General features: G+C 71.6%; 21 protein-coding genes and 1 tRNA gene. 10 read left to right on the top strand and 12 right to left on the bottom strand.

All coding sequences use genetic code 11. From position 1 onward, the window contains the following. Positions 1 to 63 precede the first annotated feature (63 nt). The 5 genes from MANAM107_RS04565 to MANAM107_RS04545 form a co-directional block, all read right to left on the bottom strand. The gene (locus MANAM107_RS04565; RefSeq protein ID WP_223911697.1) at positions 64 to 1,029 is read right to left on the bottom strand and encodes a metal ABC transporter substrate-binding protein; all 966 of its coding nucleotides are present in this window, start codon (positions 1,027 to 1,029) and stop codon (positions 64 to 66) included. A gap of 161 nt (positions 1,030 to 1,190) precedes the next feature. Continuing rightward, positions 1,191 to 1,946 carry a type 1 glutamine amidotransferase gene (locus tag MANAM107_RS04560; RefSeq protein WP_223911694.1) on the bottom strand — a complete coding sequence of 252 codons (756 nt, stop codon included), beginning with the start codon at positions 1,944 to 1,946 and terminating at the stop codon, positions 1,191 to 1,193. Then, positions 1,943 to 3,277: a Mur ligase family protein gene (locus MANAM107_RS04555; protein WP_223911691.1), complete on the bottom strand. Its 1,335-nt coding sequence runs from the start codon at positions 3,275 to 3,277 to the stop codon at positions 1,943 to 1,945. Before MANAM107_RS04555 ends, MANAM107_RS04560 begins: the two co-directional genes overlap by 4 nt. A 90-nt stretch (positions 3,278 to 3,367) precedes the next feature. Further along, the gene (locus MANAM107_RS04550; RefSeq protein WP_223911689.1) at positions 3,368 to 4,972 is read right to left on the bottom strand and encodes a bifunctional phosphatase PAP2/diacylglycerol kinase family protein; all 1,605 of its coding nucleotides are present in this window, start codon (positions 4,970 to 4,972) and stop codon (positions 3,368 to 3,370) included. A 211-nt stretch (positions 4,973 to 5,183) separates the two neighbouring features. Then, entirely contained in the window at positions 5,184 to 5,894 is a 711-nt protein-coding gene (locus MANAM107_RS04545; protein ID WP_223911686.1) for a hypothetical protein, read from the bottom strand. A 411-nt stretch (positions 5,895 to 6,305) separates the two neighbouring features. Between MANAM107_RS04545 and MANAM107_RS04540 the strand changes: the two genes are divergently transcribed. Beyond that, positions 6,306 to 6,569 carry an SRPBCC family protein gene (locus MANAM107_RS04540; protein ID WP_223911683.1) on the top strand — a complete coding sequence of 88 codons (264 nt, stop codon included), beginning with the start codon at positions 6,306 to 6,308 and terminating at the stop codon, positions 6,567 to 6,569. Next, positions 6,529 to 7,728, top strand: coding sequence for a TIGR01777 family oxidoreductase (locus tag MANAM107_RS04535; RefSeq protein WP_223911679.1), 1,200 nt, complete (start codon positions 6,529 to 6,531; stop codon positions 7,726 to 7,728). Before MANAM107_RS04540 ends, MANAM107_RS04535 begins: the two co-directional genes overlap by 41 nt. 438 nt (positions 7,729 to 8,166) lie before the next feature. On the opposite strand, the gene MANAM107_RS04530 is transcribed toward MANAM107_RS04535, so the two are convergent. Beyond that, a tRNA-Pro gene (locus MANAM107_RS04530) sits at positions 8,167 to 8,243 on the bottom strand. A gap of 218 nt (positions 8,244 to 8,461) precedes the next feature. Here MANAM107_RS04530 and MANAM107_RS04525 point away from each other — a divergent pair. The 6 genes from MANAM107_RS04525 (at position 8,462) to MANAM107_RS04500 (ending at position 14,489) form a co-directional block, all read left to right on the top strand. After that, positions 8,462 to 9,037 carry an O-acetyl-ADP-ribose deacetylase gene (locus tag MANAM107_RS04525; RefSeq protein WP_223911676.1) on the top strand — a complete coding sequence of 192 codons (576 nt, stop codon included), beginning with the start codon at positions 8,462 to 8,464 and terminating at the stop codon, positions 9,035 to 9,037. Between the two features lie 163 nt (positions 9,038 to 9,200). Further along, a complete protein-coding gene (locus MANAM107_RS04520; protein ID WP_223911673.1) occupies positions 9,201 to 10,079 on the top strand; it encodes an SDR family oxidoreductase in 879 nt (292 codons plus the stop codon). Between the two features lie 417 nt (positions 10,080 to 10,496). After that, positions 10,497 to 12,395, top strand: a complete 1,899-nt coding sequence (locus tag MANAM107_RS04515; protein WP_223911670.1) for a ribonucleoside triphosphate reductase — start codon at positions 10,497 to 10,499, stop codon at positions 12,393 to 12,395. A gap of 440 nt (positions 12,396 to 12,835) precedes the next feature. Beyond that, positions 12,836 to 13,576, top strand: coding sequence for an anaerobic ribonucleoside-triphosphate reductase activating protein (locus tag MANAM107_RS04510; protein ID WP_223912851.1), 741 nt, complete (start codon positions 12,836 to 12,838; stop codon positions 13,574 to 13,576). Positions 13,577 to 13,713: 137 nt separating this feature from the next. After that, positions 13,714 to 14,094 carry a type II toxin-antitoxin system Phd/YefM family antitoxin gene (locus tag MANAM107_RS04505; protein WP_223911668.1) on the top strand — a complete coding sequence of 127 codons (381 nt, stop codon included), beginning with the start codon at positions 13,714 to 13,716 and terminating at the stop codon, positions 14,092 to 14,094. After that, positions 14,091 to 14,489, top strand: a complete 399-nt coding sequence (locus MANAM107_RS04500) for a type II toxin-antitoxin system VapC family toxin (RefSeq protein ID WP_223911666.1) — start codon at positions 14,091 to 14,093, stop codon at positions 14,487 to 14,489. The genes MANAM107_RS04505 and MANAM107_RS04500 overlap by 4 nt, the downstream gene beginning before the upstream one ends. Before the next feature lie 47 nt (positions 14,490 to 14,536). Here MANAM107_RS04500 and MANAM107_RS04495 read toward each other — a convergent pair whose 3' ends face one another. Then, on the bottom strand, positions 14,537 to 15,265 hold the full coding sequence (locus MANAM107_RS04495; RefSeq protein WP_223911664.1) for a CPBP family intramembrane glutamic endopeptidase: 729 nt from the start codon (positions 15,263 to 15,265) through the stop codon (positions 14,537 to 14,539). Positions 15,266 to 15,570: 305 nt separating this feature from the next. Here MANAM107_RS04495 and MANAM107_RS04490 point away from each other — a divergent pair, with 305 nt between their 5' ends. Next, on the top strand, positions 15,571 to 16,764 hold the full coding sequence (locus MANAM107_RS04490) for a sensor histidine kinase (protein ID WP_223911662.1): 1,194 nt from the start codon (positions 15,571 to 15,573) through the stop codon (positions 16,762 to 16,764). Continuing rightward, a complete protein-coding gene (locus MANAM107_RS04485; RefSeq protein WP_223911660.1) occupies positions 16,761 to 17,483 on the top strand; it encodes a response regulator in 723 nt (240 codons plus the stop codon). Before MANAM107_RS04490 ends, MANAM107_RS04485 begins: the two co-directional genes overlap by 4 nt. 33 nt (positions 17,484 to 17,516) lie before the next feature. On the opposite strand, the gene MANAM107_RS04480 is transcribed toward MANAM107_RS04485, so the two are convergent. The 5 genes from MANAM107_RS04480 to MANAM107_RS04460 all read right to left on the bottom strand — a co-directional run bounded on the left by MANAM107_RS04480 (position 17,517) and on the right by MANAM107_RS04460 (position 24,635). Next, the gene (locus tag MANAM107_RS04480) at positions 17,517 to 18,200 is read right to left on the bottom strand and encodes a type 1 glutamine amidotransferase domain-containing protein (protein ID WP_223911658.1); all 684 of its coding nucleotides are present in this window, start codon (positions 18,198 to 18,200) and stop codon (positions 17,517 to 17,519) included. A 150-nt stretch (positions 18,201 to 18,350) separates the two neighbouring features. Next, positions 18,351 to 19,244, bottom strand: coding sequence for a LysR family transcriptional regulator (locus MANAM107_RS04475; protein ID WP_223911652.1), 894 nt, complete (start codon positions 19,242 to 19,244; stop codon positions 18,351 to 18,353). Positions 19,245 to 19,575: 331 nt separating this feature from the next. Next, the gene (locus tag MANAM107_RS04470; protein WP_223911649.1) at positions 19,576 to 20,778 is read right to left on the bottom strand and encodes a bifunctional glycosyltransferase family 2/GtrA family protein; all 1,203 of its coding nucleotides are present in this window, start codon (positions 20,776 to 20,778) and stop codon (positions 19,576 to 19,578) included. A gap of 1 nt (position 20,779) precedes the next feature. Further along, positions 20,780 to 21,838, bottom strand: a complete 1,059-nt coding sequence (locus MANAM107_RS04465) for a phosphodiester glycosidase family protein (RefSeq protein ID WP_223911646.1) — start codon at positions 21,836 to 21,838, stop codon at positions 20,780 to 20,782. A gap of 268 nt (positions 21,839 to 22,106) precedes the next feature. Further along, complete coding sequence (locus tag MANAM107_RS04460; RefSeq protein WP_223911642.1) at positions 22,107 to 24,635, bottom strand: NosD domain-containing protein; 2,529 nt, start codon at positions 24,633 to 24,635, stop codon at positions 22,107 to 22,109. Between the last annotated feature and the right edge of the window lie 203 nt (positions 24,636 to 24,838).

Below are 24,838 nucleotides of genomic sequence, written 5' to 3'. Positions count from 1 at the left end.
GGCATATCGTCGTGGGGCGTCATCGTCGGTCGTGGTCGTGGCGGGGCGGGTGGGGCTGGCAGGTCACTTCGCGGGGGCCAGGGCCTGGGTGATGGTGGTGGCGTTGTACTCGAAGACCCCCAGGTAGGTGTCGGTGGGCGCGGACTCGCCCAGGGAGTCGGCGAACAGCGGCTTGTCGGAGACCTCGACCTGCCAGCCCTTGGCGGCCACCGCCTCCTTGAGGTGGTTGATGGCCTCGGGGTTCTTCAGGTTGTCCTGGAAGATGACGGGGACCTTCCTCTCGGCGATGGTGGTGGCCAGCTCATCGATCTGAGTGGCGGAGATCTCCGATTCGGAGGAGACCAGGTCGGTGGCGTGGATCTCGATCTCGAAGGTCTTCCCCAGGTAGTTGAAGGCGTCGTGCCCGGTGATGAGGACGCGATTCTCCTTGGGGATGGTGTCGAACTGCGTCTTGGCCGCCGCCTTGGCCTCATCGATCCTCTGGTTGTAGGCCTCGGCGTTGGAGGTGTAGGTCGAGGCGTGGTCGGGGTCGATCTCGGCGATCTTCTTCGCGCAGGCGGTGACCACGTGCTTCCAGTTGTCGGGAGAGTTCCACACGTGGGGGTCGTGCCCCTCGACCTTGCCGTCCTCCTCCCAGGGGAGCAGGTCGGCCTCGGGGATGGACTCGGCGGCCGCCACCTGCTTATCCCCCAGGGCGTCGAGCTGATCGAGCATCTTGTGCTCCATGTCGTGGGAGGTCCACAGGACGACGTCGGCCTCCTCGATCCTCTGGGCGTCCTGCGTGGTCAGCTCCTGGGTGTGGGGGTCACCGCCGGGGCCCACGAGCACGGTGACCTGCGCATCGGGGGCGATGTTGGCGGCCGCGTCCCCCAAGTAGCCGGTGGTGGCCACGATCTTCAGGGGAGTGCCCGCGGCCCGGCTGGAGCCCGAGGAGCCGGCCTGGTCGGTGGCGCAGGCGGCCAGCGTCAGGCCCACGGCACAGGCGGTGGTCAGGATCGCGGTACGGCGGGACGGGCGAAGGGGGTGCATGAGAACCTCACGACAATGGAAGGATGAGATGTTAGGGAGCCCTAACATCTCAAGAGAATAGGTTTGCCTTACCTTCGTCGCAAGTGATACTGAGATCCGTTCTCCGTGTGGGCTGGATGTGTCCGCGCAGGTCGGAGTGGGTTCGGCGAGGCTGAGGCGGCTCAGCGGGGCCGGGACATGGCCACGGCGCGGGCCTGCTGGGCCCAGGCGTCGTCGAGGGGCTCGGGGTCCCAGGCCTGCCCGGCGTGCTCGACGGCCCGGGCCAGCAGCCAGTCGGCCACGGCCGGGTTCTTGGGCAGCAGGGAGCCGTGCAGGTAGGTGCCGACGACGTGGTGGACGCGGGCGCCCTCGGTGCCATCGGTGCCGTTGTTGCCGTCGCCCACCCGCACGGTGCCCAGGGGCTCGGCCCCCGACCCCAGGGTGGTCAGGCCCGAGTGGTTCTCGTAGCCCACCACCTCCCCGAACTCCCGGGTGCTCAGCGTGATGTTGCCGATGAGGCGCCCCTGCCCGGCCACGGTGTGGGCGTCGATGAGCCCGATCCCGGGGATCTCCCGCCCCTGGCCGGTGGTGAAGCCGTGGCCGAAGAGCTGGTAGAGGCCGCAGATCGCCAGCATGGGCAGACCGTCGCGCGCCCAGGCGCACAACTGCGGCCCCACCTCAAGCAGGTCGTCCTTGATGCGGTCCTGCCCGGAGTCCTGGCCGCCGCCGCCCACGAGGAGGTCGACGCCCCCGGGCAGGTCCTGGCCCGGGTCGTAGGAGTCCAGCTCGACGTCGTAGCCGTGGCGCTGGGCCCGGCGCGCCAGCACCAGGGTGTTGCCCCAGTCGCCGTAGATGTTCATATCCCGGGGGTAGAGCTGGAGGAGGCGCAGCCTGCCGCGCGCGGGGCCGTCGGTGGTGTGCTCGTACAGGGTGCTCATGACATGACCTCCTCGACCTCGGTGAGCTCGCCCAGGATGGAGCGCAGGGAGAGCATGGCTGTGTAGGTGGTGAAGATCCTCATGGGCCGGTCGGCCTCCCGGGCCGCCTGGCGCAGCAGCGCCAGGGCCTTGCGCAGATCGGGCTCGACGCGGCCGACGCCCACCTCGTCGTAGTCCAGCCGCAGGGCCATGTCCCAGGCCCGCACCCCGGTGACGACGGCGACCCCGCCCTGGCGCAGGGCGGAGAAGTCCACGTCCCACAGCCAGGACATGTCCCTCCCATCGGCGTACTCGTCATTGATGGCCACCATGACCGCCTCACCCGCCTGGGCCTGGGCGGTGGCCGAGAGCAGCCCCATGCGGAAGCCTGCGGGGTTCTTGACCAAGGAGAGCTGGACGGGGTGGCCGTCCAGGGTCAGGACCTCGCCGCGGCCGAAGGCGGCCTCGACCCGCCCCAGGGTGCGCAGCAGCCCTGGCAGGTCGGCGCGATCGCCCAGGACCTCCAGGACCACCTCCAGGGCGGCGCAGGCATTGAGCAGGTTGTGGACCCCGGGGATGGTGAAGTCGACCTCGTGGTCCTGGCCATCGACGCGCACCGTGGCCCGCTGGCCCTCGATGGCCTCCAGGGTGGTGCGGGGGGCGGGGGCGCCCCCGGCCTGCGGGCCGGCGGCACTCGCCTCTGGGGCGGGGGAGGCGGCCCCGGTGCGCAGGTCGTCGTCGGACAGGAACAGCGAGCGCAGCCGGGCGCCGGCGCCGAAGGCGGCGGTGCGGGCGGTGACGCCCTCGAAGAAGGAGGGGGCGGCCAGGCGGGGGTCGTCGGCATTGACCACGACGACCTCGCGCGTGGCCGCGGCGATCCGGTGCAGGAGGGAGGCGGTGTAGTCGATCTCGCCGAAGCGGTCGAGCTGGTCGCGCATGACATTGAGCAGGAGGCAGGCGCGGGGGCGCACCTGGGCCACGAAGTGGACGGCGTGGGCCTCATCGAGCTCCAGGACCGCGATGTCGGCGTCCAGGCGGCCGGCGGCGTCGACCTCGGTGAGCAGGGAGGCGAGCACTCCGCGCACGAAGTTCGACCCGGTGCGGTTGGTGAAGACCCTCAGCCCCTGCTCGCGCAGCAGCTGGACCACCATCTTCGTGGTGGTGGTCTTGCCGTTGGTGCCCGAGACCACCACGACGCCGTGGGGCAGCCGGCCCAGCGTACGCGCCAGGAACCCGGGGTCGGTGCGCTCCATGACCAGTCCGGGGAAGGCAGTGCCGCCGCTGCCTCCGCCGCGCAGCCGGGCGGCGAGTCGGGCCGCATGTCCGAGGGCAACCGTGAGTCGTGAACGCATGGGGCTCCTGTCTGGGCTGGAGGGTCCGCGCCAGTCTAGGGCAGAGGAGTCGGGTGCTCGGCCGGGGGCGGGATAACTGGGGACCGGGCCTCAGCCGTCCTGCGGCATCACGACCAGCAGGGCGCCGGGCTCCACCGCGAGGCTCAGGGCGCTGGTGGTGCCCGCGGGGTCGCCGTCGAGCTCGAAGGCCACGGCCTCGGTGGTGCGGATGCTCATCGTCCTGGCGCGGGCGGTGGTGAAGCCCTTCATCTCCTGGCCGGTGAGGATCTGGGCACCGAGGCGGGCCCAGTCGGCGACCTTGTCGGGGCTGGCCAGGAGCAGGTCGATGTAGCCGTCGTCGGGCTTGGCGTCGGGCAGCAGGGTCATGCCCGCGGTGATGGTGCCGACATTGCCCACCAGGGCCATGACGATCTGGTGCTCGGCGGGCTCGTCGTCGTCCAGGGTGACCGTGGCGGTGAAGGGGTCGGGGACGGCGTTCTGGACGGCCGCGACCGCGTAGGCCCCGGAGCGGATGACCTTCTTCAGCCCGTCGTCGGTGGAGTCCATGATCTGGGCGTCCAGGCCCATGCCGGCCATGACCACGAAGCGCTCCTGGCCGCCGTCGTGCTCGCAGCGCACCACATCGATGGCCCTGGGGCTGCCGTGCAGGGCCAGGCGGATGGCGGCGTCGGTGTCCAGGGGGATGGACAGGTTGCGGGCCAGCAGGTTGCCGGTGCCGGCGGGGATGAGCGCCATGGGGGTGCCCGAGCCGGCCAGCTCGGCGCTGGCGGCCCGGACAGTGCCGTCGCCGCCGGCGACCATGACCAGGTCGGCGCCGGCCTTCAGGGCGCGGCGGGCCATGTCATGCCCGGGGTCCTCCGGCGTGGTCTCCAGCCAGATCGTGGGGCTCCAGCCGGCGGAGCGCACCTCGGCCTCGATGCGGCGGCGCAGCAGGGACAGGTCGTCGAACTTGGTGGGGTTGTAGATGAGGGCGGCGCGCTTGCCCCTGCCCTGAGCGGTGCTGGGCCGGTTGACCCAGGCCGCCAGGATCGATTCGATGCCCCCGGCCCACAGGGCCAGGTTGGCCACCGTGGCCCCCATGAGGAAGCCGCCGATGAGGTCGGAGGGTGCGGCCAGGCCCATGAGCCACTGGCTCACCGCAGTGACGGCCACCGCCGCGTAGCCCACGACGGTCCCGGCCGCGACGATGGCCGAGCCGCGGCGGTGGGCGCGCGCCAGGGTCACCAGTACCCAGGCGGCCAGGGTCATGGCGGTCACGTGCGCCGAGGGGTAGGCGTAGGCGGGGGCGGACACGGAGTCGGCGAACACGCTGTCCGGGACGGGGTGGCGCACCCACCAGGCCAGCAGGAGGCGCAGGGGGATGCCGGCCGCGGCGATGGCCAGGGCCAGGCTGAGCCTGCGCATGCGCCTCTTGTAGGAGTAGGCGGTCCAGCCGATGATGCTGGCCAGGATGAGCAGGGGGTGGGTCAGTACGGAGAAGGCCTCGGCGACCTGGCCGGTGACGGAGCGGAGCTCGACCTCGGGCGCGTGCAGGGCGGTATCCAGGCCGCTGAGGGCCCCGGCGCGCATGAGGAGGGTCCAGGTGATCAGGGCCAGGGCGAAGACGAGCGTCAGGGAGGCCTCCACAGGCCTGAGGCGCCCGAGCGACCCGCTGGGGGACGCGCTGCTGTGCTGCGAGGGCTGCGATGCGGTCATAGTGCTCGCCTTCCGTCGACACTGTTCAGCCGCCCACCCTACCGGCAGGGCCTGTGAAGTGGGACGGCGGGGTCGACGGTCGGGGGACGCCTGGTAGACGGCACGTGGGGCGGGCGCCCTGCTCGGGTGCCCGCCCCACGTGAAGGTCCGGTCGTGGCCGGTTGGTGATATCAGGGAGCCTCAGCTGGGACTGGCTGACTCCCCGGGGGTTTCAGTGGGCCGAGGCGATGACGTTGTCTGAGATCTCCTTGGTCTGCTCCGTCGAGGAGCCACTGACATAGATCACGGTCAGGTTGCCGGTGGCGTTGGGGAGGAGAAGCAAAGTGCCCTTGATGTCTCCGTTTGCCGCAGGCAGCGTGTAGGCGGCCCTGTAGCCCTCTCCGTTGGCCGTCTGGACGGTCTCGTAGGAGTCCATCGTGGCGCTCTGCTGCTGGATAGTGGCCTGGATCTGCGCCTCCGTGGGCTTCTGGCTACCGGGCGAGGTCTCCTTGGCCACGTTGATGTTGGGTGAGAATCCCTGCTCATCCGGAGTGGTCGCAAAATAGAAGATGTCGAGCTGCTCCGTGGTGCTCCTGAACTGGTCGGCAGTCATGCCGGACCCGGAGGCGAGAAGCTCGACCTGCTCGTCGCTGAGATCCCCCAATGGCTGCCAGTCCTCCGGGACGGCGAAGGAGATGCCGGCGGTGGGGGCGGTGACCTCCTTGTGGCCGGCGGGGACCTCGGGGGCTGCCGGTGCTGCGGTGGTCTCCTTGGCGGCGGACTCCTCCATGGCGGCGGTGGTCTGGGCGGAGCCGGCGGAATCGGCCGCGCCGGTGGAGGCGGAGGAGTCGGCTGAGTCGCTGCCGGTGGAGGAGCAGCCTGTGAGGGCCAGGGCTCCAGCCAGGGCGACGGCGGCAAGGGTGGTGCGGAGGTGGGTGCGCATTCGGGACTCCTGAGGTAGGGGCGGGCCTCACCGGTGGTAGGCGGGTGAGGCCGGGTGCTGAGGACTGTCTTCTCTCGACGCTGTAGGTCAAGGACCGTCCCAGGGTAGTGGATAGGTCACGATCCGGGGTCGAGTGGCGACGGGGAGTGCGCCCCATGGCACGACCGGGCCGAGGTGGAGGCGGCGTGCCGCGCCCAGCACCCACTTTCGACAATTTGCATGAGATCGTACTTCTCCAGGCCCGGAGAAGTACGATCTCATGCAAATTGTCGAAAGTGGTGGCGGGGGATCAGAGCGCAACAACCCCAGCCCGGGCGGACCGGACTGGGGAGGCCATGAACTCGATGGTCGGGGTGGCGGCAGGGGCCTCCGGCGGCGGTGGGCTGGTCATGATTGGGATAACGTCGGGCCATGCGCATTGAGCACCGGGTGAGGCTGGCCCACCCCCTGGCGGAGGTGGCCGCCTGGCACTCGCGGCCCGGTGCGCTCACCCGGCTCACGCCGTCGCTGCTGGCCACGCTGGAGGGGCGCGACCATGGCGGGATCGAGGCGGGCAGGCGGGTGGGCGTGCGGCTGGGGCTGGCGCTGGCCGGCGCTGGCCGGCGGCGCCAGGCCGCGCTGGCTCCTGGAGCATGTGCGCTCCTGGGAGGACGCCGAGGGCTGCGGCTTCGTTGATGCGCAGGTCGCCGGTCCGTGGCGCCGCTGGGAGCACACGCACTCCATGACCCCCGTCGACGGCGGTGCCGCCACCGAGCTGACCGACGTCGTCGAGGTGGAGCCGCCCCGAGTGGCGGGGGTGGGCAGTACTGTCATCGCCCGCCAGATCGAGCGGCTCCTGGCGTACCGGGCCAGGCAGCTGCGCGACGACCTGGACTTCCACGCCCGCTACGCCGACCGGCCGCGGCTCACGGTGGCTATCGCGGGTGCCTCGGGGCTCATCGGGACCCAGCTCGCCGCGGCACTGACCTCCGGGGGCCACCGCGTGGTGCCGATGGTGCGCGCGGCGAGGGCGGGGGAGGGGCACATCGCATGGGATCCCGCCGCGGGCCGGCTCGACCCGGCTGATCTGGAGGGCGTGGATGCGGTGGTCAACCTGGCGGGCAGGAGCATCGGGACGCGGATGACGGCCCGCGCCAGGCGGGAGATCCTCTCCTCCCGAGTCTCCTCCGCGGCTCTCATCGCCCGCGCAGCCGCCGCCTTGGCGGGCGGTGGCTCGGGGCCGCGCACGATTGTGCAGGCCAGTGGCATCGGGTACTACGGGCCCCGGCGCCCCGCAGAGGTGCTCACGGAGGAGTCCTCCGCGGGCGGGGGCTTCCTGGCGGGGGTGTGCCGGGCCTGGGAGGCCCAGTTGCAGCGCGCCGCTGATGGGGGCGTGCGCACGTGCGCGCTGCGCACCGGGATCGTGCTGGCCGAGTCCGGCGGGGCCCTGGCCCCGCAGCTGCCCCTGTTCCTGGTGGGGCTGGGCGGCCGGATCACGGACGCCAGTGCCGCCGTCAGCTGGATCGCGCTGGATGACATGGTGCGCGCCTACATCCACGCGCTTCTGAGCCCCGGGCTGGAGGGGGCTGTCAACGCTGTTGCCCCGCATCCGGTGACGGCGGGGGAGCTCGCCGCGACTCTGGGCCGGGTCCTGCGTCGCCCGGCGGTGATCCCGGTGCCCAGGCTCGGCCCGACGGCGGTGCTCGGCACCCGGGGCGCCGATGAGCTCATCCACACCGATCAGCGGGTCAGCGATGAGCGCCTGCGCGGGAGCGGATTCGAGCCCGCCTATCCTGCCCTTGAGAGCGCGCTCAGGCATATTCTGCGGCGGTCCGGGGATCGCGGGAGGCCGTGAACCGATCATGCCCGCCCGATTCCCGGGGCATGCGGGGATCCAGGGCTGCGGTGTAGGCGGTGATGGCCGTATGGTGCGGGCTCGGGGCTGCCAGCCGAGTTCTCGTTATCAGTGCTGGAGAGCCGTCTCGTCGGGTTCTGCCTGGTCGGTGCCCCTGCTGCGCTGTGTGTGGTGATAAGAGAGGGAGATGGAGGCCGTCCTGCGCTTCTGTGCTCGCTGCTCCTCTGCCTTGTGAGCGCCAATAATGCGGGCTCGTTGCGCTCTTCTCCATGGCGAGCGCCGGGGGGTCAGCCGGCGGTCAAGCCGGGCTGGTAGTGCCGACAGCCATAGCCCGGCTGGCCGAGGCTCGCAGGACAACAGGGGCAAAGCTGCCACGGCCACAACATGCAACAACCCCAGTCCGCAGAGGCCGGACTGGGGGCTTGAGTATGAACTCGATGGTCGGGGTGGCGGGATTTGAACCCACGACCTCTTCGTCCCGAACGAAGCGCGCTACCAAACTGCGCCACACCCCGTGTGCAGCACGGCAACTATAGCCGCGAGGGGGTGGGGGAGGGAAATCCCTCCCTGAGTCCTCGGTCACGTCGTCGGCCAGCACCCCGCCGCACCCCCACTGCACCCGGCCCTGGCCGCGCGCCGCGTCCGGCCCTGCGGGCACCGCCCGACCATGGCAGGGTGGTGGGCGAGCAGCCACCGGACCCCGTCCGCTCAGGAGACACGCGAAGGAGCAGTCATGCGCATCGAGGCCGTCATCGGCGACATCACCACCCAGGAGGTCGACGCCGTCGTCAACGCCGCGAACTCCACGCTCCTGGGCGGCGGGGGCGTGGACGGCGCCATCCACCGCGCCGCCGGGCCCCGGCTCCTGGAGGCCTGCCGCCACCTGAGGGCCACCGACCTGCCCGAGGGCATGTCCGTCGGCCAGGCCGTGGCCACGCCCGCCTTCGACCTTCCCGCCCGCTGGGTCATCCACACGGTGGGGCCCAACCGGCATGCGGGCCAGGACGACCCCGCACTCCTGCGCGCCGCCTTCGACTCCAGCCTCGCGCTGGCCGTGGAGCTGGGCTGCCGGAGCCTCGCCCTGCCCGCAGTCGGCGCGGGCGCCTACGGCTGGGAGCTCCAAGAGGTCGCCCGCATCGCCGTCGCCTCCGCCCGCGCACTGGCCGAGAGGGCCGGAGAGCCCCGCCCGCGGGCCGGCCGACCCCGTGGGAGCGGGCAGCCGCGTGAGGGCGGCAGTCTTGAGCTCATCCGCTTCGTGCTGTTCTCCCGCCCCGCCCTCGCGGCCTTTGAAGGAGAGCTGGAGGGGTGATCCCGGGGGAGAGTGCCGTCGTCGCGACTAAAGTCCCGGCCTCGCGATGACTCCGGCCGGCGCCCGGCCCGGCGCTCCTGGCCGCCCCGGTCGCCGTCGAAGGGCGCCCGCCTAATTCTCCCGACTCCCAGTGCGGAAGGGGTCAGCCTCCTAGACTGACGTGATGATAAGCACGGCCCCCGATCCCGATAGCCGCCCCTCCTCCGCCCCCGCTGCCGTCTCCCCGATCCTCGCCCGCGACCCGCTGCCCCTGAAGGGGCGCACCGTCCTGGTCACCGGCGTCAGCCGCCGCGTGGGCATCGGGCACGCCATCGCCTGCCGTGCCGCCGACTACGGCGCCAGCCTGGCCATCCACCACTACGCGCCCCACGATGCCGCCCAGGAGTGGGGCGCCGACGATGTCACCGAGGTCCTGACCTCCATCAGCAGCCACCTCACCGAGGGGGCCAGGCTCACCGCCGTCCACGCCGACCTCGCTGAGCCCGGCGAGCCCGATCGGGTCCTGTGCACCGCGGTGGAGGACCACGGCCACCTCGACGCCCTGGTGTGCAACCAGGCGATGAGCGCCCCCGATGGCGCCCTGGGGGAGCTGAGCGAGGAGATCCTCGACCGGCACTGGCGGGTCGATGCGCGCGCCTCCATCCTGCTGGCCCAGGCCTTCGCCACCCAGCCGGCCTTCGCCGCCGAGGCCTCGCCGGGAGGCTCCATCGTCTTCCTCACCTCCGGCCAGGCCCTGGGGCCGATGCCCGGGGAGGTCGCCTACGCCGCGGCCAAGGCGGCACTGGCCGGCGTCACCCTCACCATTGCCGACCAGCTCGCCGAGGCCCGCATCCGTGTCAACACCGTCAATCCCGGCCCGGTGGACACCGGCTACGTCTCGCGCGAGATCATCGAGCAGACCACCGGCATGTTCCCCTTCGGCCGCTGGGGCGAGCCCGACGACGCCGCGCGCCTCATCACCTGGCTGCTCACCGAGGAGGCGCGCTGGATCACCGGCCAGGTCATCCACTCCGAAGGGGGCTTCGCCCGCTGGCGCCGCTGACCCCCACTTTCGACAATTTGCATGAGATCGTACTTCTCCGGGCCTGGAAAACGCCGATCTCATGCAAATTGTCGAAAGTTGGGGGCATGGCGGCGGTGCGTGCGACACGCCGGAGGGGGCCGGGGCGGGTGCGATCCCGACCCGGAGGGCCTACGCCCGCTCCCCGCGCGATGAGGCGCAAAGATCCCCGGCCGCGGGACGAAGGTCCCCATCTGAACCACAAGATGTTGTGGTCGGATGGAATAGAAACCCCTAGATCATGTGTTGCATGAGTGTGGTTCGGGAGTAGGGTCGGGGCCGTCGCCGCCCTTCGGGACACCCGCGAGGGCGGCGACGAGGCAGCCCGCCAGGCCCGCCCCCGCGCAGGAGAGGCCCTGAGAGTGCCCCGCCATCGGCCCACGACCAACGGAGAGACCCGTGCTCGACAAGAACCCCGCCCCCGCCGCCCGCCCCGACTCCGCTCCGCTCGTCGACCCGATCTCCACCATCACCGAGTACCTCGACCGCTCCGACTGGCGCGTCAACGCCAACGCCAACCAGGGCTACTCCCTGGGCGGGATGATGCTCAACACCTCCGGCAAGGTCATCGCCAACTACTGGCTCTCCCACGTCTACCCCGCCGAGGCCGGCCAGGCCCACCGCAGCGCCGACCTCCACATCCACGACCTGGACATGTTCGCCGGCTACTGCGCCGGCTGGTCCCTCAAGGACCTCCTCGTCCAGGGCTTCAACGGGGTCCCCGGCGCCATCGCCGCCGGTCCCGCCAAGCACTTCTCCTCCGCCGTCGGCCAGATCGTCAACTTCCTGGGCACCCTCCAGAACGAGTGGGCCGGCGCGCAGGCCTTCTCCTCCTTCGACACCTACATGGCCCCCTTCATCCGCCTGGACGACATGACCTACGACCAGGTCAAGCAGTGCATGCAGGAGCTCATCTTCAACCTCAACGTCCCCAGCCGCTGGGGCACCCAGACCCCCTTCACCAACCTCACCTTCGACCTGACCTGCCCCGCCGATCTGGCCGACGAGCACCCCCTCATCGGCGACGAGCTCTGCGACTTCGCCTACGGCGACCTCCAGGCCGAGATGGACCTCATCAACCGCGCCTTCATGGAGGTCATGACCGAGGGCGACGCCGACGGGCGCGTCTTCACCTTCCCCATCCCCACCTACAACATCACCAAGGACTTCGACTGGGACGCCCCCAACACTGAGCTCCTGTTCACCATGACCGCCAAGTACGGCCTGCCCTACTTCCAGAACTTCATCAACTCCGAGCTCGACCCCGGCATGATCCGCTCCATGTGCTGCCGTCTCCAGCTCGACCTGCGCGAGCTGCTCAAGCGCGGCAACGGTCTGTTCGGCTCGGCCGAGCAGACCGGCAGCGTGGGCGTGGTCACCATCAACATGGCCCGCCTGGGCTATCTGCACCCCGACGACGAGGCCGGGCTCATCGCCGCCCTCGACCGGCTCCTGGCCATCGGCCGCGACACCCTGGAGCTCAAGCGCGAGGTCATCGGCCATCACATCGAGGCCGGGCTCTTCCCCTTCACCAAGCGCTACCTGGGCTCCCTGGACAACCACTTCTCCACCCTGGGCGTCAACGGCATGAACGAGATGGTTCGCAACTTCACCCGGAACCACGACGACGGCGGCTACGACCTGACCGACCCGCGCGGCCACGCCCTGTGCGTGCGGATCCTCGACCACGTGCGCGAGCGCATGGTGGACTTCCAGGAGTCCACCGGGCACCTGTACAACCTGGAGGCCACGCCCGCCGAGGGCACCACCTACCGCTTCGCCAAGGAGGACCGCGCCCGCTACCCCGGCATCATCCAGGCCGGCACCCAGGCCAACCCCTACTACACCAACTCCTCCCAGCTGCCCGTGGGCTACACCGACGACCCCTTCGAGGCCCAGGAGATGCAGGAGGAGCTCCAGACCAAGTACACCGGCGGCACCGTCCTGCACCTCTACATGAACGAGCGCATCTCCTCGGCCGAGGCCTGCAAGGAGCTCGTGCGCCGGTCCCTGACGGCCTTCCGCACCCCCTACATCACCGTCACCCCCACCTTCTCCATCTGCCCCACCCACGGCTACCTCGTGGGCGAGCACCCCACCTGCGAGAAGTGCGCCGCCCAGCGCCCCGGCGCCGAGCCGGTCGAGTGCGAGGTGTGGACGCGGGTGATGGGCTACTTCCGCCCGGTGCGCTCGTTCAACATCGGCAAGAAGGGTGAGTACGCCGAGCGCCGGATGTTCACCGAGGACGCCGCGCACGGCCACGGCCCGGCGGTCTCCCGATTGGCCGCCGTCGGATGAGATGCTGAGAGCCCATGACGACGAATCGCGCGCTCGCCGGAGCGCACCGCACAGGCATACGGGCCGGGGAGGCGGGCCGCCCTGAGGAGGGCGCCTCCCTGCGCACCCGCCTGCGCCGCACCTACGGCGCCGCCCTCCTGCCCGGGGGCGACGACGTGGAGCAGCCTGGTGGGCGGCCCGGCGTGCCGCAGCCGGAGAGGAGCGGGGCGCCGGAATCGCCCGGGCCGGTTGGGCAGGGCGGGTCGGCGGGTCCTCCTCCCGCCGAGGCCCGGCCCGGTGGGGGACGCTCGCCCATCGCGCCCGGGGCGGCCCCGGAATTGGGGGATCCCGACGGGCCCGACGACGCCCAGGCCGCAGGGCCGCAGGGCGAGGTGGGCCCCGGCGCCCCCGAGCGGGGGGCCGAGTCCTTAGCCTTCCACCCGGTGGGCGGGGCCCCTTCCGTGCACTGCCCCGCCTCCGAGCTGGTCATCGCGGGCCTGGTGCCGCTGTCCACGGTGGACTGGCCCGGGCGCCTGAGCGCCACGGTCTTCACCCAGGGCTGCCCCTGGAACTGCCACTACTGCCACAACCAGGACCTCATCCCCGTGCGGGTGCCGGGCAAGGTCAGCTGGCGGGAGGTGCGCGACCTGCTCTCGCGGCGCCGGGGCCTGCTCGATGCGGTGGTCTTCACCGGCGGGGAGGCGCTGCGCCAGCACGCCTGTGCCGCCGCTGCCGCCGAGGCCCGGGGTCTGGGCTTCGAGGTGGGCCTGCACACCGCCGGGGTCTACCCGCGGCGCCTGGCCGAGATGGTCGCCGCGGGCCTGGTGGACTGGGTGGGCCTGGATATCAAGGCCCTGCCCGAGCACTACCGTCAGGTGGTGGGGCGCCCCAACTCGGGTGGCAAGGCCTGGGAGTGCCTGGAGCTGCTGGTGGGGGCCGCCGATCGCGGGGGCCCGGACTTCGAGGTGCGCACCACCGTGGCGCCCGGGGATGTCACCGCCGAGGACGCCTATGAGGTGGCGCGGCGCGTGCACGCGGCGGGGGCGCGCTCCTACGCCCTGCAGCAGGCCAGGTCCGAGGGCGCGCGGGCCGACTTCATCGCGGTGGCCCCGGGGTGGGATGCCGCCTGCGAGCGCCTGGCCGCCCGCATCGAGGCGCTGGGCTGGGAGGACTTCACCTACCGCCCCGCCTCTTCTCCCTGAGCCCCGCCGAGCCCGACATTCCTCACCGAGGCAGACGGAGCCGCCGTCGGGCTCGGTGAGGAATGTCGGGCTCGGCGGGAGGGGGAGGGGGCGAGGCGGGTGTAGAACATGTAGGACATGGTTGGTAGGCTTGGCTCATGAGTGCTGTGAGTGCTGCTGGGCCGACGTCTGAGACCCCCGCCGCAGGCGCTCCTGCCGGGTGTCCCTCCCGGTCCGCCCTCCCCGATACCGGCCCGGTGGGCCGTTCGGTCGGCCTGCGGGAGGTCAACCAGCGCGCCGGCCAGATCTACCGGGAGGTCGAGGCCACCGGTCAGCCGGTGACGGTCACCGATCGCGGCCGCCCTATCGCGCAGATCGTCCCGATCCGCCCTCAGGAGTCCCGGTTCGATCGGCTCATGCGTGAGGGGAGGATCCAGCCCGCCACCCGCAGTCATCACCTCACGCCGCAGAGGTGGGACCTGCCCGAAGGGATGACCTTGGAGACCCTCCTGGCCGAGGACCGCTGGGAGGAGGGGTGAACTACGTCGACACCTCCTTCATCGCACTGCCCCTGCTCGGGCAGCAGGGCGCAGCGCATGCCGATGCCCTCCTGCGCGAGGCGATGAGGCATGGCGGACTCATCTCCTCCATGCTCCTGCAGATCGAGCTCTTCCGCCTGGCCCGGCGCACCGGCACCAGCACCACTCGGGTGCAGGAGGTCCTCGATGAAGTCCATCTCGTCAGGATCGACGACGAGGTCGTCGAGCGCGCCTGCGCCCTGACCGGCCAGCTGAAGTCCCTGGACGCCATCCACCTGGCAACCGCTCAACTCCTCAACGACCCGCGCGACCCACTGACACTCCTCACCCATGACGCACAGCTGGCCGCCGCCGCCCGGACCAGCGGCATCGACGTCGTCGACCCGCTGACCTGAGGGGCTCGGCGGGAGGGGGAGGGGGAGAGGTGCCCGGGTCGCTCCCCTCACGCATTGGCCAGGAACGTGGTGGTGTTGCTGACGATGTGGAAGCCCGCCGGCAGGTGGAGGTTGCGGCGCGAGCGCAGGAACACGATCCCCATGGCGATCCCGAAGCAGGTGTGCGGGATGACACCGATCCACTCCGAGGGTTGCAGCGAGCTCATGTGGAGCATGCCGAAGGCGATGCTGGAGACCACCACCCCCACCCAGGCACGGGTGCGATCCCCGATGAGGGGGATGAGGATCTGGCGGAAGAACAACTCCTCGACGAAGGGCCCCATTACGCCCAGGACCGCGATGATGACAGGCCCCGGGTACATCCCCAGGACCCGGCTGATACTCGTGTCATTGCCCAGCTCCTGCAGGCCGCCGGGCACCATGCCCGCCAGCCACCCCACGACCAGCGACCCGGCCACCTCCAGGACGAGGAGGATGATGGCGCCCAGCGCCAGAGTCCCCACCGCCCTCAGCGGATGTGCCGCGATCCGCCTGGCCCCGGCGTCGAGCTCGCCGCGCCAGGCGTAGACCCCCAGGGCGAAGAGCAGGGCGTAGGCCGCCATCATGAAGCCGGGGCGGTGGCCCGCGGGAAGCAGGAGGCGGGTCAGGTGGAGCGGGAAGATGCCGAGGTAGGCCACCGCGAAGGCCCAGCGCAGGGCCCGCGTAACCCTGCTCGGGGCCCGGCCGGCGCCGGCCGGGCCCGACCATCCGCCCCGCCCGTTCTGTGCGGGGTCCATAGGGGCCCGGCGGGGGACGGCATTCTCAGGGCCGTCAGAGCGCTCCTGGCTTGTGCGGCCTACGGGAGTGCCGGTGGCCGCAGGAGTGGCATCGCGGGGGCGGGCAGCAGCCCGACCAGCTCTGGAGCGCAGGGTCGTGCTGATCGTAGAGGGGGTGAGCTGAGGAGTTCTCATGGCAGGAGCCTGAAGGGCGCGAGCGGTGGTGCGAAGAGGCCGATAGGAGGAACCGCGCCCCGCCCCTCGGACCGTCCTCCATCGAACCCTGGTCCGATGCCCGGCCGAGACGGCGCCCATACACTGGCCGGGTGCCCCGATCCCCTGAACCTGCTTCCGCGCCCCCGCGCCGGTCGGGGATGACCTGGACGATCGCCGCTGTCACCACACTGCTCGTGGGCTTCTCCACTCTTGTCGCGGTACCTGCGACCACTCCGCACTACCTGCCCATGCTGGTCCTGGCGGGGCTGGCGTGCCTGGTGGTACTCACCATGTGGCTGCGGCGCCGGGACCGCCTGGCTTACGAGCGATCCCTCGCGCGGGAGGCAGCAGCGCGGGCCGTGGCCGAGGACCGGCTGGCCATCGTGCGGGACCTGCACGACACCATCTCAGGGGGCCTGGGGGCGATCACCGTGCGTGCCGCCGTTGCCCAGCGCCTGGACTCCCGGCCCGAGGAGCTGCTGGGCGTCCTGCGCGACATCGAGCTGGCCTCCCGTGAGGCCACAGACGCTCTGCGCAGCATGCTGGGAGTCCTGCGCATGAGTGGTTCCCAGGCCTACGGGACCGCCCCTGCGCCGTCGTCGGCACCGGGGAACCCCCTCGCAGGGCCCCGCCGCGGCACCGGCCCCGGAGGCTCCGCCCGGGGCCGTGCGGCAGCCCCGGGGAGCCCGACGCCGATCACCTGCGCCGACGGCGCAGCGCCGCAGGGCGCGCTCCCCAGCAGCACCGCCACGCGTGGGCCGGGCAGCCACGCCGCAAGCCCGCACCAACCACCGGGGCGGCTGCAGGCCCGACAGGAGCTCGCCGAGGCCCTGGACGCCTTGGTGGCGCGCGCCCGCCGACAGGGGATGGAGGTGCGGCTGAGCCTGGCTCCAGAGCTCGCCCGGCGTGCCCACTCCCTGCCCGCAGCCATCAACGAGGCCGCGATCGCCGTGGTCCGTGAGGCGCTGAGCAACACGGCCCGGCATGCGGGGCCCACGGCGGCCACGGCCGCCCTCCGGCTGGATGATGCACTGCACCTGCGGATCGTCGACGACGGCCCCGGGCCCGCCTGGGTGCCCCAGCCCGGCACCGGGATGGGCCTGCGCGGCCTGAGCGAGCGCGTCGCCGCCCTGGGCGGGCGCCTGCGAGCCGGGGCCCGCGACGACGGAGCGCCGGGCTTCGCCGTCGAGGTCCACCTCCCCCTGGCCGGTGCCGAGTCGGAGGGCCCCGGCCGAGCGGAGCCGGGTGGGACGGCGGCAGTCTCGGGGGCTCAGGCGGCCCCGACGGCGGGGGCGAGGCGGTGAGCACCATCGAGCGGTCCCGAGGGCAGGACGACCACTACGGGCAGGATCGGCAGGCCGAGCCGATTCGCATCCTTATCGCAGAGGACCAGGGCATGCTGCGCGCCTCACTGGTCGCGCTCCTGGACAGCGAGCCGGGCATGAGCGTCGTGGGGGCGGCCGGCGACGGGGCCCAGGCGGTGGCCCGCAGCACCGAGCTGCGCCCCGACGTCGTCATCATGGACATCCAGATGCCGGTGCTCACCGGCATCGAGGCCACGGCGCGCATCTGCTCCGACCCGGCGCTCGCGGCCACGCGCGTCCTCATCCTGACCATGTTCGAGTTCGACGACTACGTGCTGGGTGCGATGCGGGCCGGCGCCTCGGGCTTCCTGCTCAAGGATGCCGAGTCCCAGGCGCTCGTGGACGCCGTGCGCACGCTCCATGCCGGGCAGGCCCTGCTCAGCCCCGGTGTGCTTGAGCGCCTGGTCGCCCAGGGGGTGGCGGCGCCTGCGCCGGGCCCGGGGCTGCGCGGCGATGTCCAGGGACTCACCCCGCGCCAGCGCGAGGTTCTCACCCTCATCGCCCGCGGCCTGTCCAACAGCCAGATCGAGGCCGAGCTGTCCATCACGCGGGCCACCTGCCGGACGCATATCAGCGCGCTGCTGGCGCGCCTGGGCGCCCGGGACCGCGCCCAGCTGGTCATCGCCGCCTACGAGTCCGGGCTCATCGCTCCCGGCTGAGCCCGGATGCCCTGGTGCCAGCGCCGCCGCCCATCAGGCTGACAGAGCGGCCGCCGCTACCGCCGCTTGCGCGGTCGCTGCTGCGGACTGCGGGTTCTGGCCGGTGACGATCCGGCCGTCGACCACGACGTTCTCGGTGAAGCTCGAGGCAGGAACATGCGTGGCGCCCTTGGACTCCAGCGCATCGGCGAGCAGGAAGGGAACGACCTCGGTCAGGCCCACCGCCTTCTCCTCCTCATTCGTGAATCCGGTGACGCGCCGGCCGCTGATCAGGGACGACCCATCGCTGAGAGTCATGCCCACCAGCGCCGAGGGCCCGTGGCAGACGGCGGCCAGCACACCACCCGCCTCATAGACTGCCCGTCCGACGCTCTGGACCGCCGTCGAGGTAGGGAAGTCCCACATGGTGCCGTGCCCTCCGACGAAGAAGACGATCCTGTACATGGATGGGTCGATGTCCTTCAGAGCAGTGGTGCTCCTCAGCTGCTCGGCCACGTGGGGGTCGTTCAGGAAGGCTCTCTGGATAGGGTCGGCGTCGTTGCGTCCGTCCTCGGGAGGCTGCCCACCTGCGATGGAGGTGATGTGAACCTCCCATCCAGCTCGCGTCAGGATCTCCCAAGGCTCGGCGGCCTCGGAGATGTAGTAGCCGGTAGGGCGGAGGCCGCCCAGGTCGCCGTGGCTGGTCAGGACGAGAAGCGCTCGTGGTGAAGTGGTCATGACGTGGCCTTTCGCTCGGTTCGATGAGATGACGGGTTCTGATACCGACGACGCTAGGGGGGATCCGGCCTCAGAGCGCCATCGGAATACCGATGAGGGGGCCCGGTCATCCGTGACCGCAATGCGATGGGGCGCCACCGACTCCGGTGCTCAGTTGCGCTCCTGGGCGATCCGGCAGATCTTGCGGACCGCCTCTCGAAGCGAGCGGACCGCCGGATCCGGGGTGGGGCGGGGGCGCCGACTCACGACGCACAGGGTGTTGATCGGGTAGGTCTCGGGCCGGTGAAGCTCGATGAGATCGCCCTGCTCCAGATGGTGGTGAGCCAGGTAGTGGGGAAGTACGGTCATCCCGGCGCCAGCTATGGCGAGGCGGCGCAGCGATCGCAGGTCGGGAGCGATCATGCTGACAACCAGGTCTGATGGGCGACGGCCGAAGACGGAGCGCCAATAGCGTCGAATGATCGGTAGTTCCGGGCCGTAGGAGAGCACGGGGATCTCCTCCAGGCATTCCGCGGCGGTGTGCGCCCAGCGGGGGTGGGCGACCAGGACGAACATCTCGTCATAGACCGGCGTGAGCATGAGGGCCTGGCTGCGGACAGGCACGGTGCTCACCAGCACGTCGATGAGGCCCTCGCGCAGCTCCCCCGTGAGATCGTCCACGTCGCCGAATCTCGCGGTCACCTGCTGGCCTGGTGGGAGATGCTCGGGTAGTCGGGGAAGGACGACCTCGGAGAGGAATTCTGCGGGGCCGCCCAGGAGCATGGCGCGGTGGCCGTGGGTGGCCTCCTGAGGGGCGGTGGCCTCGGCGAGCACCTCCACGGGACCCTCGATGCGTGCCAGGAGGGCTTGGCCTCGGCCGGTGGTCCGCACCCCTGTCGGACTGCGGTCCACGAGACGATATCCCAGGGTGCGCTCCAGGCGTGCTACCTGCTCAGAGAGTGAGGATTGTGCCAGGCCCAGCGTCTGCGCCGCGGCGGAGAAGGAGCCGGCTCGCGCTACCGCCACGAAGGCTTTTAGCGCATCCCACGAGACCCTCTCGCTCACGGCTGACCACCCGCCCCTCCATGCCGGGCAGGATCCCGGCGCAGGCGCGCAGGACGATGACGATCCACTCCGAGGGCTGCCATGAGCACATGTGTAGCACGCCGAACAGGGCCCCTGAGACCGGCGCATCCCCCGGAGCGGGTGCGCTCTCCCCGATGAAGGCGCGAGGAACTGGTGGAGGGAGCTCCTCGAAGGCGGGTGGGCCCGAGTACTCGACCGAGGCTCCTCCTCGCGGCCGATCACCTGTCACCCGTGGGGCACCAGGCCAGTCCTCCGGTGGTCTCAGCCTGCGAATCGGCTCCGGCCGAGCATATGCGGAGGGGCGGTGCCCTCAGGCCCTCTCTCGGAAGACCAGGCGGCGCTGGACGATGTAGCTGACCAGGTAGATCGAGGTATCGCCGATGATTTTGGCCAGGCCCAGGGGCACGCCCAGGCCGGTGAGGGCCCACAGTGCTGCATAACTGGCCCCCACCAAGGCGAGCGCCAGGGCCGTGTAGCGCAGGGCCGTGCGTCCCACCGTGCCGGGCGCGGCGCGGAAGACCCGGCGGTTGAGGAGGAAGTTCGCCGTCCCGGACAGGATCCGCGCCCCCAGGGCGGCCACCAGCAGGTCGCCGCCCAGGGCGACGATCACCATGACCCCCAGCCAGTCGATGGCGAAGCCCGCCAGCGAGGCCCCCATGAAGGCCAGCAGCGGAGCGTAGATGCGCAGGGAGTCGTGCAGGGGCCGGAAGTGGGAGGAGGTGTTGCCCGGTTCGTAGACGGTGGCGATCTCCACCTCCTCGACCTCCATCCCGAGGTCGTGGGCGCGCAGCAGGGCGGCCAGCTCGTACTCGTAGCGGTCGCCCTCCACCTCCTGGAGCCAGTCCAGCCGGCCTGCGGGATAGCCGCGCAGGCCCGTCTGGGTGTCGCCCAGCGCCCAGCCCGTCGCCGCCCGGAACAGCAGGGCGGTGACGTCGTTGCCGATCCGGCTGCGCAGCGGCACCGGCCCGGTGAAGCGGCGCACCCCCAGGGTCATGCGCCCAGTGGCCCGCACCCGGGCGGCCACCGCCGCGATATCGGCCGGCGTGTGCTGGCCGTCGGCATCGGCGCACACGACGTCGGCCCGCGGCCAGTGGGAGACGGCCCGGGCCAGCCCCCGGCGCAGCGCCTCGCCCTTGCCCTGATTGACGGTGCGGGTGACGATCTCAGCGCCGCGGGCCCGGGCGGCGGTGAAGACGCCCGCGTAGTCGGGCCCCGAGCCGTCGTCGACCACGAGCACCGCGCAGCCGGGGTCCTGCCCGCGCAGCCGCGCGACCAGCCGGGGCAGGCGCTCGTCGGGCTGGTAGGCGGGGATAAGGACCACCAGGGACGCCGCCCGGGAGGTTGGGGACGCTGCCCTCGCCGCGCTCGCCGATGCGGCGGGCGTTGCCGGTCCGGCCTTGCGGGCGGAGGCGTGCGGCGCATCGATGACCTGTGCCGTGGGCCCGGGTGGATTGCCGGAGTGCCTGGTGGGGTGGGCCTGCGGGTAGCGGGTGGTGGTGCCGGTGGCGCTCATCTCAGGCCCCGTTCGCGATGTAGAGGATGTCGGAGGTGGCCCGCTCCCCGTCATTGGAGGGCTGGTTGATGATCGCGCCGTTGAAGTACATGGCCGAGGAGCCCCCGCCGTCGAGGTTGTAGGCGGTGGTGCATCCCAGGTCGGTCATGATCCGGGCCAGCTCGGTCATGGTGACCCCGCGCGAGTAGCCCTCCGAGCGCCCGTCGACGACGACGAACACGTAGTGGTGGTCCTCGACGAGGCCGATCGCGGTGCGCGGCTGCTCCCCCTGGATGGAGTGGTTGCCGACATTGGTGTCCACCTCGACGCTCTCGATGCCCTCCAGGACAGCGCCGTCGCGGACCAGGGCGGGCCCGAAGGAGCAGGTGCTCCACACCCCGGCATCCAGCAGCGCCTGGGCGCTGGTGGTGGTCTCGTCGTAGACCTCCATGCGCCCGTCGGCGTAGATCGCCAGGCCCTCGCGCACGCCCTGGTCGCGGTAGACCACGCCGTTGCGGATGAGGATGCCATCGCTGCGGAAGCCGTAGTAGTCGCCGTTGATGGCCAGGACGGCGTCGTGCTCGGTGGCGATCCGGGTGGGCTTGGCGGTGATATTCGTGCCGAACTCGTTGTTGGCGAAGGCCGAGCGCAGGGCGGTGGCGTCGGTGAGCCTGATATCGGCGGTGTAGTAGGTCAGGGCCTGGGCCCCGGAGCCGGTGGTGACCTGCTCGATGGTGATGGTGGTGCGCGAGGAGGAGTAGGAGGTGCCCGTGACCTGGATGTCCGTGGCCGCCTGCGTGGCCGCGGGGGTCACGGCGGCATTGGCGGCCTCGTAGGCGGCGACGTCGGAGACCTCCACGTGGTCCACCACGAAGCGGTTGAGGGCCCAGGCGCTGGTGCCGGTGACCGCCAGGCCCAGGGCGGTGGCGCCTCCCAGGAGGAAGCGGCGGCGAGTGTGCGATCGGCGGCGGCCTCCGGGCGCGCGATCGAGGTGGGCGCCCTCGTCGTGGCTGCCCGTGGCGGGAGCGCTGGAGGGGCGGTTGTCGCGGTGGTCCCGGGTGGGGGCGGTGGAGCTGTGCATGGCTCCACCGTGGTCGGCCCGTGTGTGCCTGCCTTAGGGTGAGCTTGTGTGGTTCCTGTGAAGCTCGCGGCGTGGCGTGCTCGGTGGGGGCGCCCGCTCGTGGCCGACGGCGCCCGCTGGGGGCCCGGTTGGACGTCACTTGGCGGAAGGGGCGTCACTTCGCGGAATGGACGTACCCTGCAGGTGTCGCCTTTTCCGCGAAGCGACGTCGAATTCGCGAAGTGACGCCCTTCTTGGGCCCCGCGGGAGCCGCCGCTGCCCAGGCGCCTCAGGGCACGACGTCGAAGTCGCCGGCACTCAGCGTCCCGCCCCCGCTCAGGCGCGCGAAGGCCACCGGCTGGTAGGCCCCGCCCGAGCCGTCGGGATCCAGGAGGAGGGTGTCCCCGTCCTGGATGACCCGGGTGGCGGGCGTGGCGGCCCCCGCCTGGGCGAACCACTGGCCCTCCAGCTCCCCGAAGACGGTGGTGCTCAGGGCGATGCGGTCCTGGCCGGGAGTGAAGTCGGTGATCGTGTCCGTGCCCCGGTCCACGGCCCTGGGCGCATCCACGGTCAGGATCGCATCGAAGGCGAAGGTGTCGGCCCCCGCGCCGCCGGTGAGGGTATCCGAGCCCTCCCGGCCGCGCAGCACGTCGTCGCCGCCCCCGCCCCGCAGGGTGTTGTCCCCCGGGTTGCCCGTCAGCGTGTTGGCCCCCTCATCACCGGTGGCCTCCAGGGGGCTGTCCCCCAGCAGGCTGAGGGACTCGATCCCCCGGGGCACGGTGGTACTGAAGGTGCTGTAGGCGGTGTCCGTGCCACCGGCGTCGGTGATGGTGTCCTGCGGGGAGTCGATGGCGAAGACGTCGTCGCCCTCCCCGCCGCTGAGGGCGCGGGGCCCGGTGTGAGTGGTGCCCACGCTCAGATCGCCGCTGACGCGACCGGTCCCCGCCCCGGCCACCGTGCCCTCGTGGGTGACCACCTGCTGGGCGGCGCCGCCCACGACACTGTTGCCGCTCACGCGCAGGCCGGTGATGTTTCCCACCAGCGACTCCTTGCCGTGGCGCCCGCGGGAGGCCTCGGCCCCCGCATAGACCAGGGGCATGGAGCGGCCGGAGTCCACCAGGATGTTGCCCTGGACGCTCACCCCCTCCAGGTCCCCGCGCCCGCCGTGGTAGGCCACGGGGTTACGGTCCACCGGGCTGGGCAGCTTGCCCTGGTGCATGTAGGACCACGGGTTCCTCTTGACCCCGGCGGGCAGGTTGGAGGCGGCCGAGGTGCCGTCCCAGATGGACTCCACAGCGATGAAGGCGTGGTTGGCCGAGCCGTCCACCACATTGCCGGTGAAGGTGGCCGCGCTCGAGCCGGTGGCGGCGTAGAGCACCCAGGAGGGCCGGGTGGGGCCCACCACGCTGACCCGGTTGCCGGAGAAGGTGTTGGACTGCGAGGACTGGTAGGCCTGGAGGAGTCCCTGGCCGGTGGCCCGATGGGTGACCACCGTGTTGCCCACCACCGTGTTGGAGTCCGAGCCGTAGGCCAAGTGCACGGAGGAGGACTTGGAGTCGCTGAGGTAGTTGGCCTCCACCGTGTTGCGGCAGGAGCGGTTCTGCATGGAGATGGAGCGCACCGTGCTGCCCACCGTGTTGCGGCTGATGGTGGAGTCGCTGACCCCGGACAGGCCGATGCCGTAGTACCCGCCCTCGATGACATTGCCGGTGATGGTCAGCCGACTGTTCTCATAGCGGTTGGGGCTCGTGGTGCCGTCGGTGGTGTAGCGGTCCCAGATCGGGCTCGTACTGCCCGCGAAGCGGTCGTCCGGGTCCTGGCGCGCCGAGGTGACCTGAATGGCGGTGGTCTGCCCCTTGAGCTCGGGGGTGCCGAGAGGGCCCTGGATCCGGTTGCCCCGGATGGTGACGCCGTGCAGCGGCCCGGCGTCGGCCGCCAGGCTGATGCCCAGGTAGGTCGAGCCCAGGATGCGGATGCCCGAGATGGTCGTCTCGCTGATCGCGTCGCCGTGGACGCCGCGGGTCAGGGGCGAGCCGCTCAGGTCCAGGGTGAGGTTGGTCAGGGTGGTGCCCGAGGAGCCGGTGGCCAGGGTCAGGGCATTGACCGGGGCCTCCTTGGTGCCGCCCGGGATGGCCACATCCAGGACCGCGCCCGCACCATCGAGGAAGGGCACCTCATCGGGAAGGCTCACTCCGGTACGCAGGGCGTAGCGCTGCCCGGCGCCCAGGCGGATCCCCACGCCCTTGGCGGCGGCCAGCTCGATGGCCCGGCTGAGGGCCTGCGCGGCGTCGTCTCCGGTATCGAGGGCGATGAGCGGCACGACCTCGGTGAAGGTGGCGCCATAGGTGGTCCCGCCGATCTCGACGGTGGTGTCCGCACCGTCCTGGGCGCTCAGGTCCCGGGTGAAGGCCACGTGGGAGACGCCGTCGGAGATGACGACGTGGCTCGTCCGCGCCTGGGAGGAGCGGGCCTCCTCCAGCGAGCCGACGACGGTGACCCGCCCCTCCCTGTGGGCCTGTCCCAGGCCCTGCGCCTCCAGGTAGGCCTCCAGGTCCTGGGTGGCCGGGGGCGCCTGCTCCCCGCCGGGGTCGGGCTGGGCGGGAGCGGCGGGGGCTGCCGGTGCGGCCGCTGGGCCGACGGCGCGGTCGGCCTGCGCCATGGCGCTCATGGCGCTCGCGGCACGTGCGGTTGTGAGGCTGTGCTGCGGGGAGGCGGCCGGGGCGGCCCCGTGGGCGGGTGCGGCTCCGGCCAGGGCCAGGCTCAGTGACAGGGGCAGGAGGGCGGCGGTCTGCCAGGGGCGGGGACGCAGAGGACTCACGGGTGGCTCCCTCGGGTCGGTGGTGCTGCGGCAGTGCAGGGGGCTGGTCAGGGGTTGGTCGAGGGATGGTCGGGGAGCGGCGGGCGGTGGGTCCGAGGCTAGTGGAAAGCCGCGCTGCTGGCAGGCCGGGCAGGGGCGAGTTGGGCGAGATGCGGCGGCCTGAGCGATCGGAACCCGACTGCTGAGACCCTGAGTGCGAGGCC

It is taken from the genome of Actinomyces capricornis, from assembly GCF_019974135.1.
Lineage (GTDB): Bacteria > Actinomycetota > Actinomycetes > Actinomycetales > Actinomycetaceae > Actinomyces > Actinomyces capricornis.
The sequence above is the reverse complement of the archived record's forward strand: the minus strand, read 5'-3'. Positions and strand labels throughout refer to the sequence as shown.

Coding starts and splice junctions, on each gene's coding strand:
- MANAM107_RS04525 (WP_223911676.1), top strand. CDS start 8,462: ATGCGCATCGAGGCCGTCATCGGCGACATCACCACCCAGGAGGTCGAC.
- MANAM107_RS04465 (WP_223911646.1), bottom strand. CDS start 21,838: ATGCACAGCTCCACCGCCCCCACCCGGGACCACCGCGACAACCGCCCC.
- MANAM107_RS04560 (WP_223911694.1), bottom strand. CDS start 1,946: ATGAGCACCCTGTACGAGCACACCACCGACGGCCCCGCGCGCGGCAGG.
- MANAM107_RS04470 (WP_223911649.1), bottom strand. CDS start 20,778: ATGAGCGCCACCGGCACCACCACCCGCTACCCGCAGGCCCACCCCACC.
- MANAM107_RS04540 (WP_223911683.1), top strand. CDS start 6,306: ATGCGCATTGAGCACCGGGTGAGGCTGGCCCACCCCCTGGCGGAGGTG.
- MANAM107_RS04545 (WP_223911686.1), bottom strand. CDS start 5,894: ATGCGCACCCACCTCCGCACCACCCTTGCCGCCGTCGCCCTGGCTGGA.
- MANAM107_RS04520 (WP_223911673.1), top strand. CDS start 9,201: ATGATAAGCACGGCCCCCGATCCCGATAGCCGCCCCTCCTCCGCCCCC.
- MANAM107_RS04550 (WP_223911689.1), bottom strand. CDS start 4,972: ATGACCGCATCGCAGCCCTCGCAGCACAGCAGCGCGTCCCCCAGCGGG.
- MANAM107_RS04555 (WP_223911691.1), bottom strand. CDS start 3,277: ATGCGTTCACGACTCACGGTTGCCCTCGGACATGCGGCCCGACTCGCC.
- MANAM107_RS04480 (WP_223911658.1), bottom strand. CDS start 18,200: ATGACCACTTCACCACGAGCGCTTCTCGTCCTGACCAGCCACGGCGAC.
- MANAM107_RS04495 (WP_223911664.1), bottom strand. CDS start 15,265: ATGGACCCCGCACAGAACGGGCGGGGCGGATGGTCGGGCCCGGCCGGC.
- MANAM107_RS04505 (WP_223911668.1), top strand. CDS start 13,714: ATGAGTGCTGTGAGTGCTGCTGGGCCGACGTCTGAGACCCCCGCCGCA.
- MANAM107_RS04565 (WP_223911697.1), bottom strand. CDS start 1,029: ATGCACCCCCTTCGCCCGTCCCGCCGTACCGCGATCCTGACCACCGCC.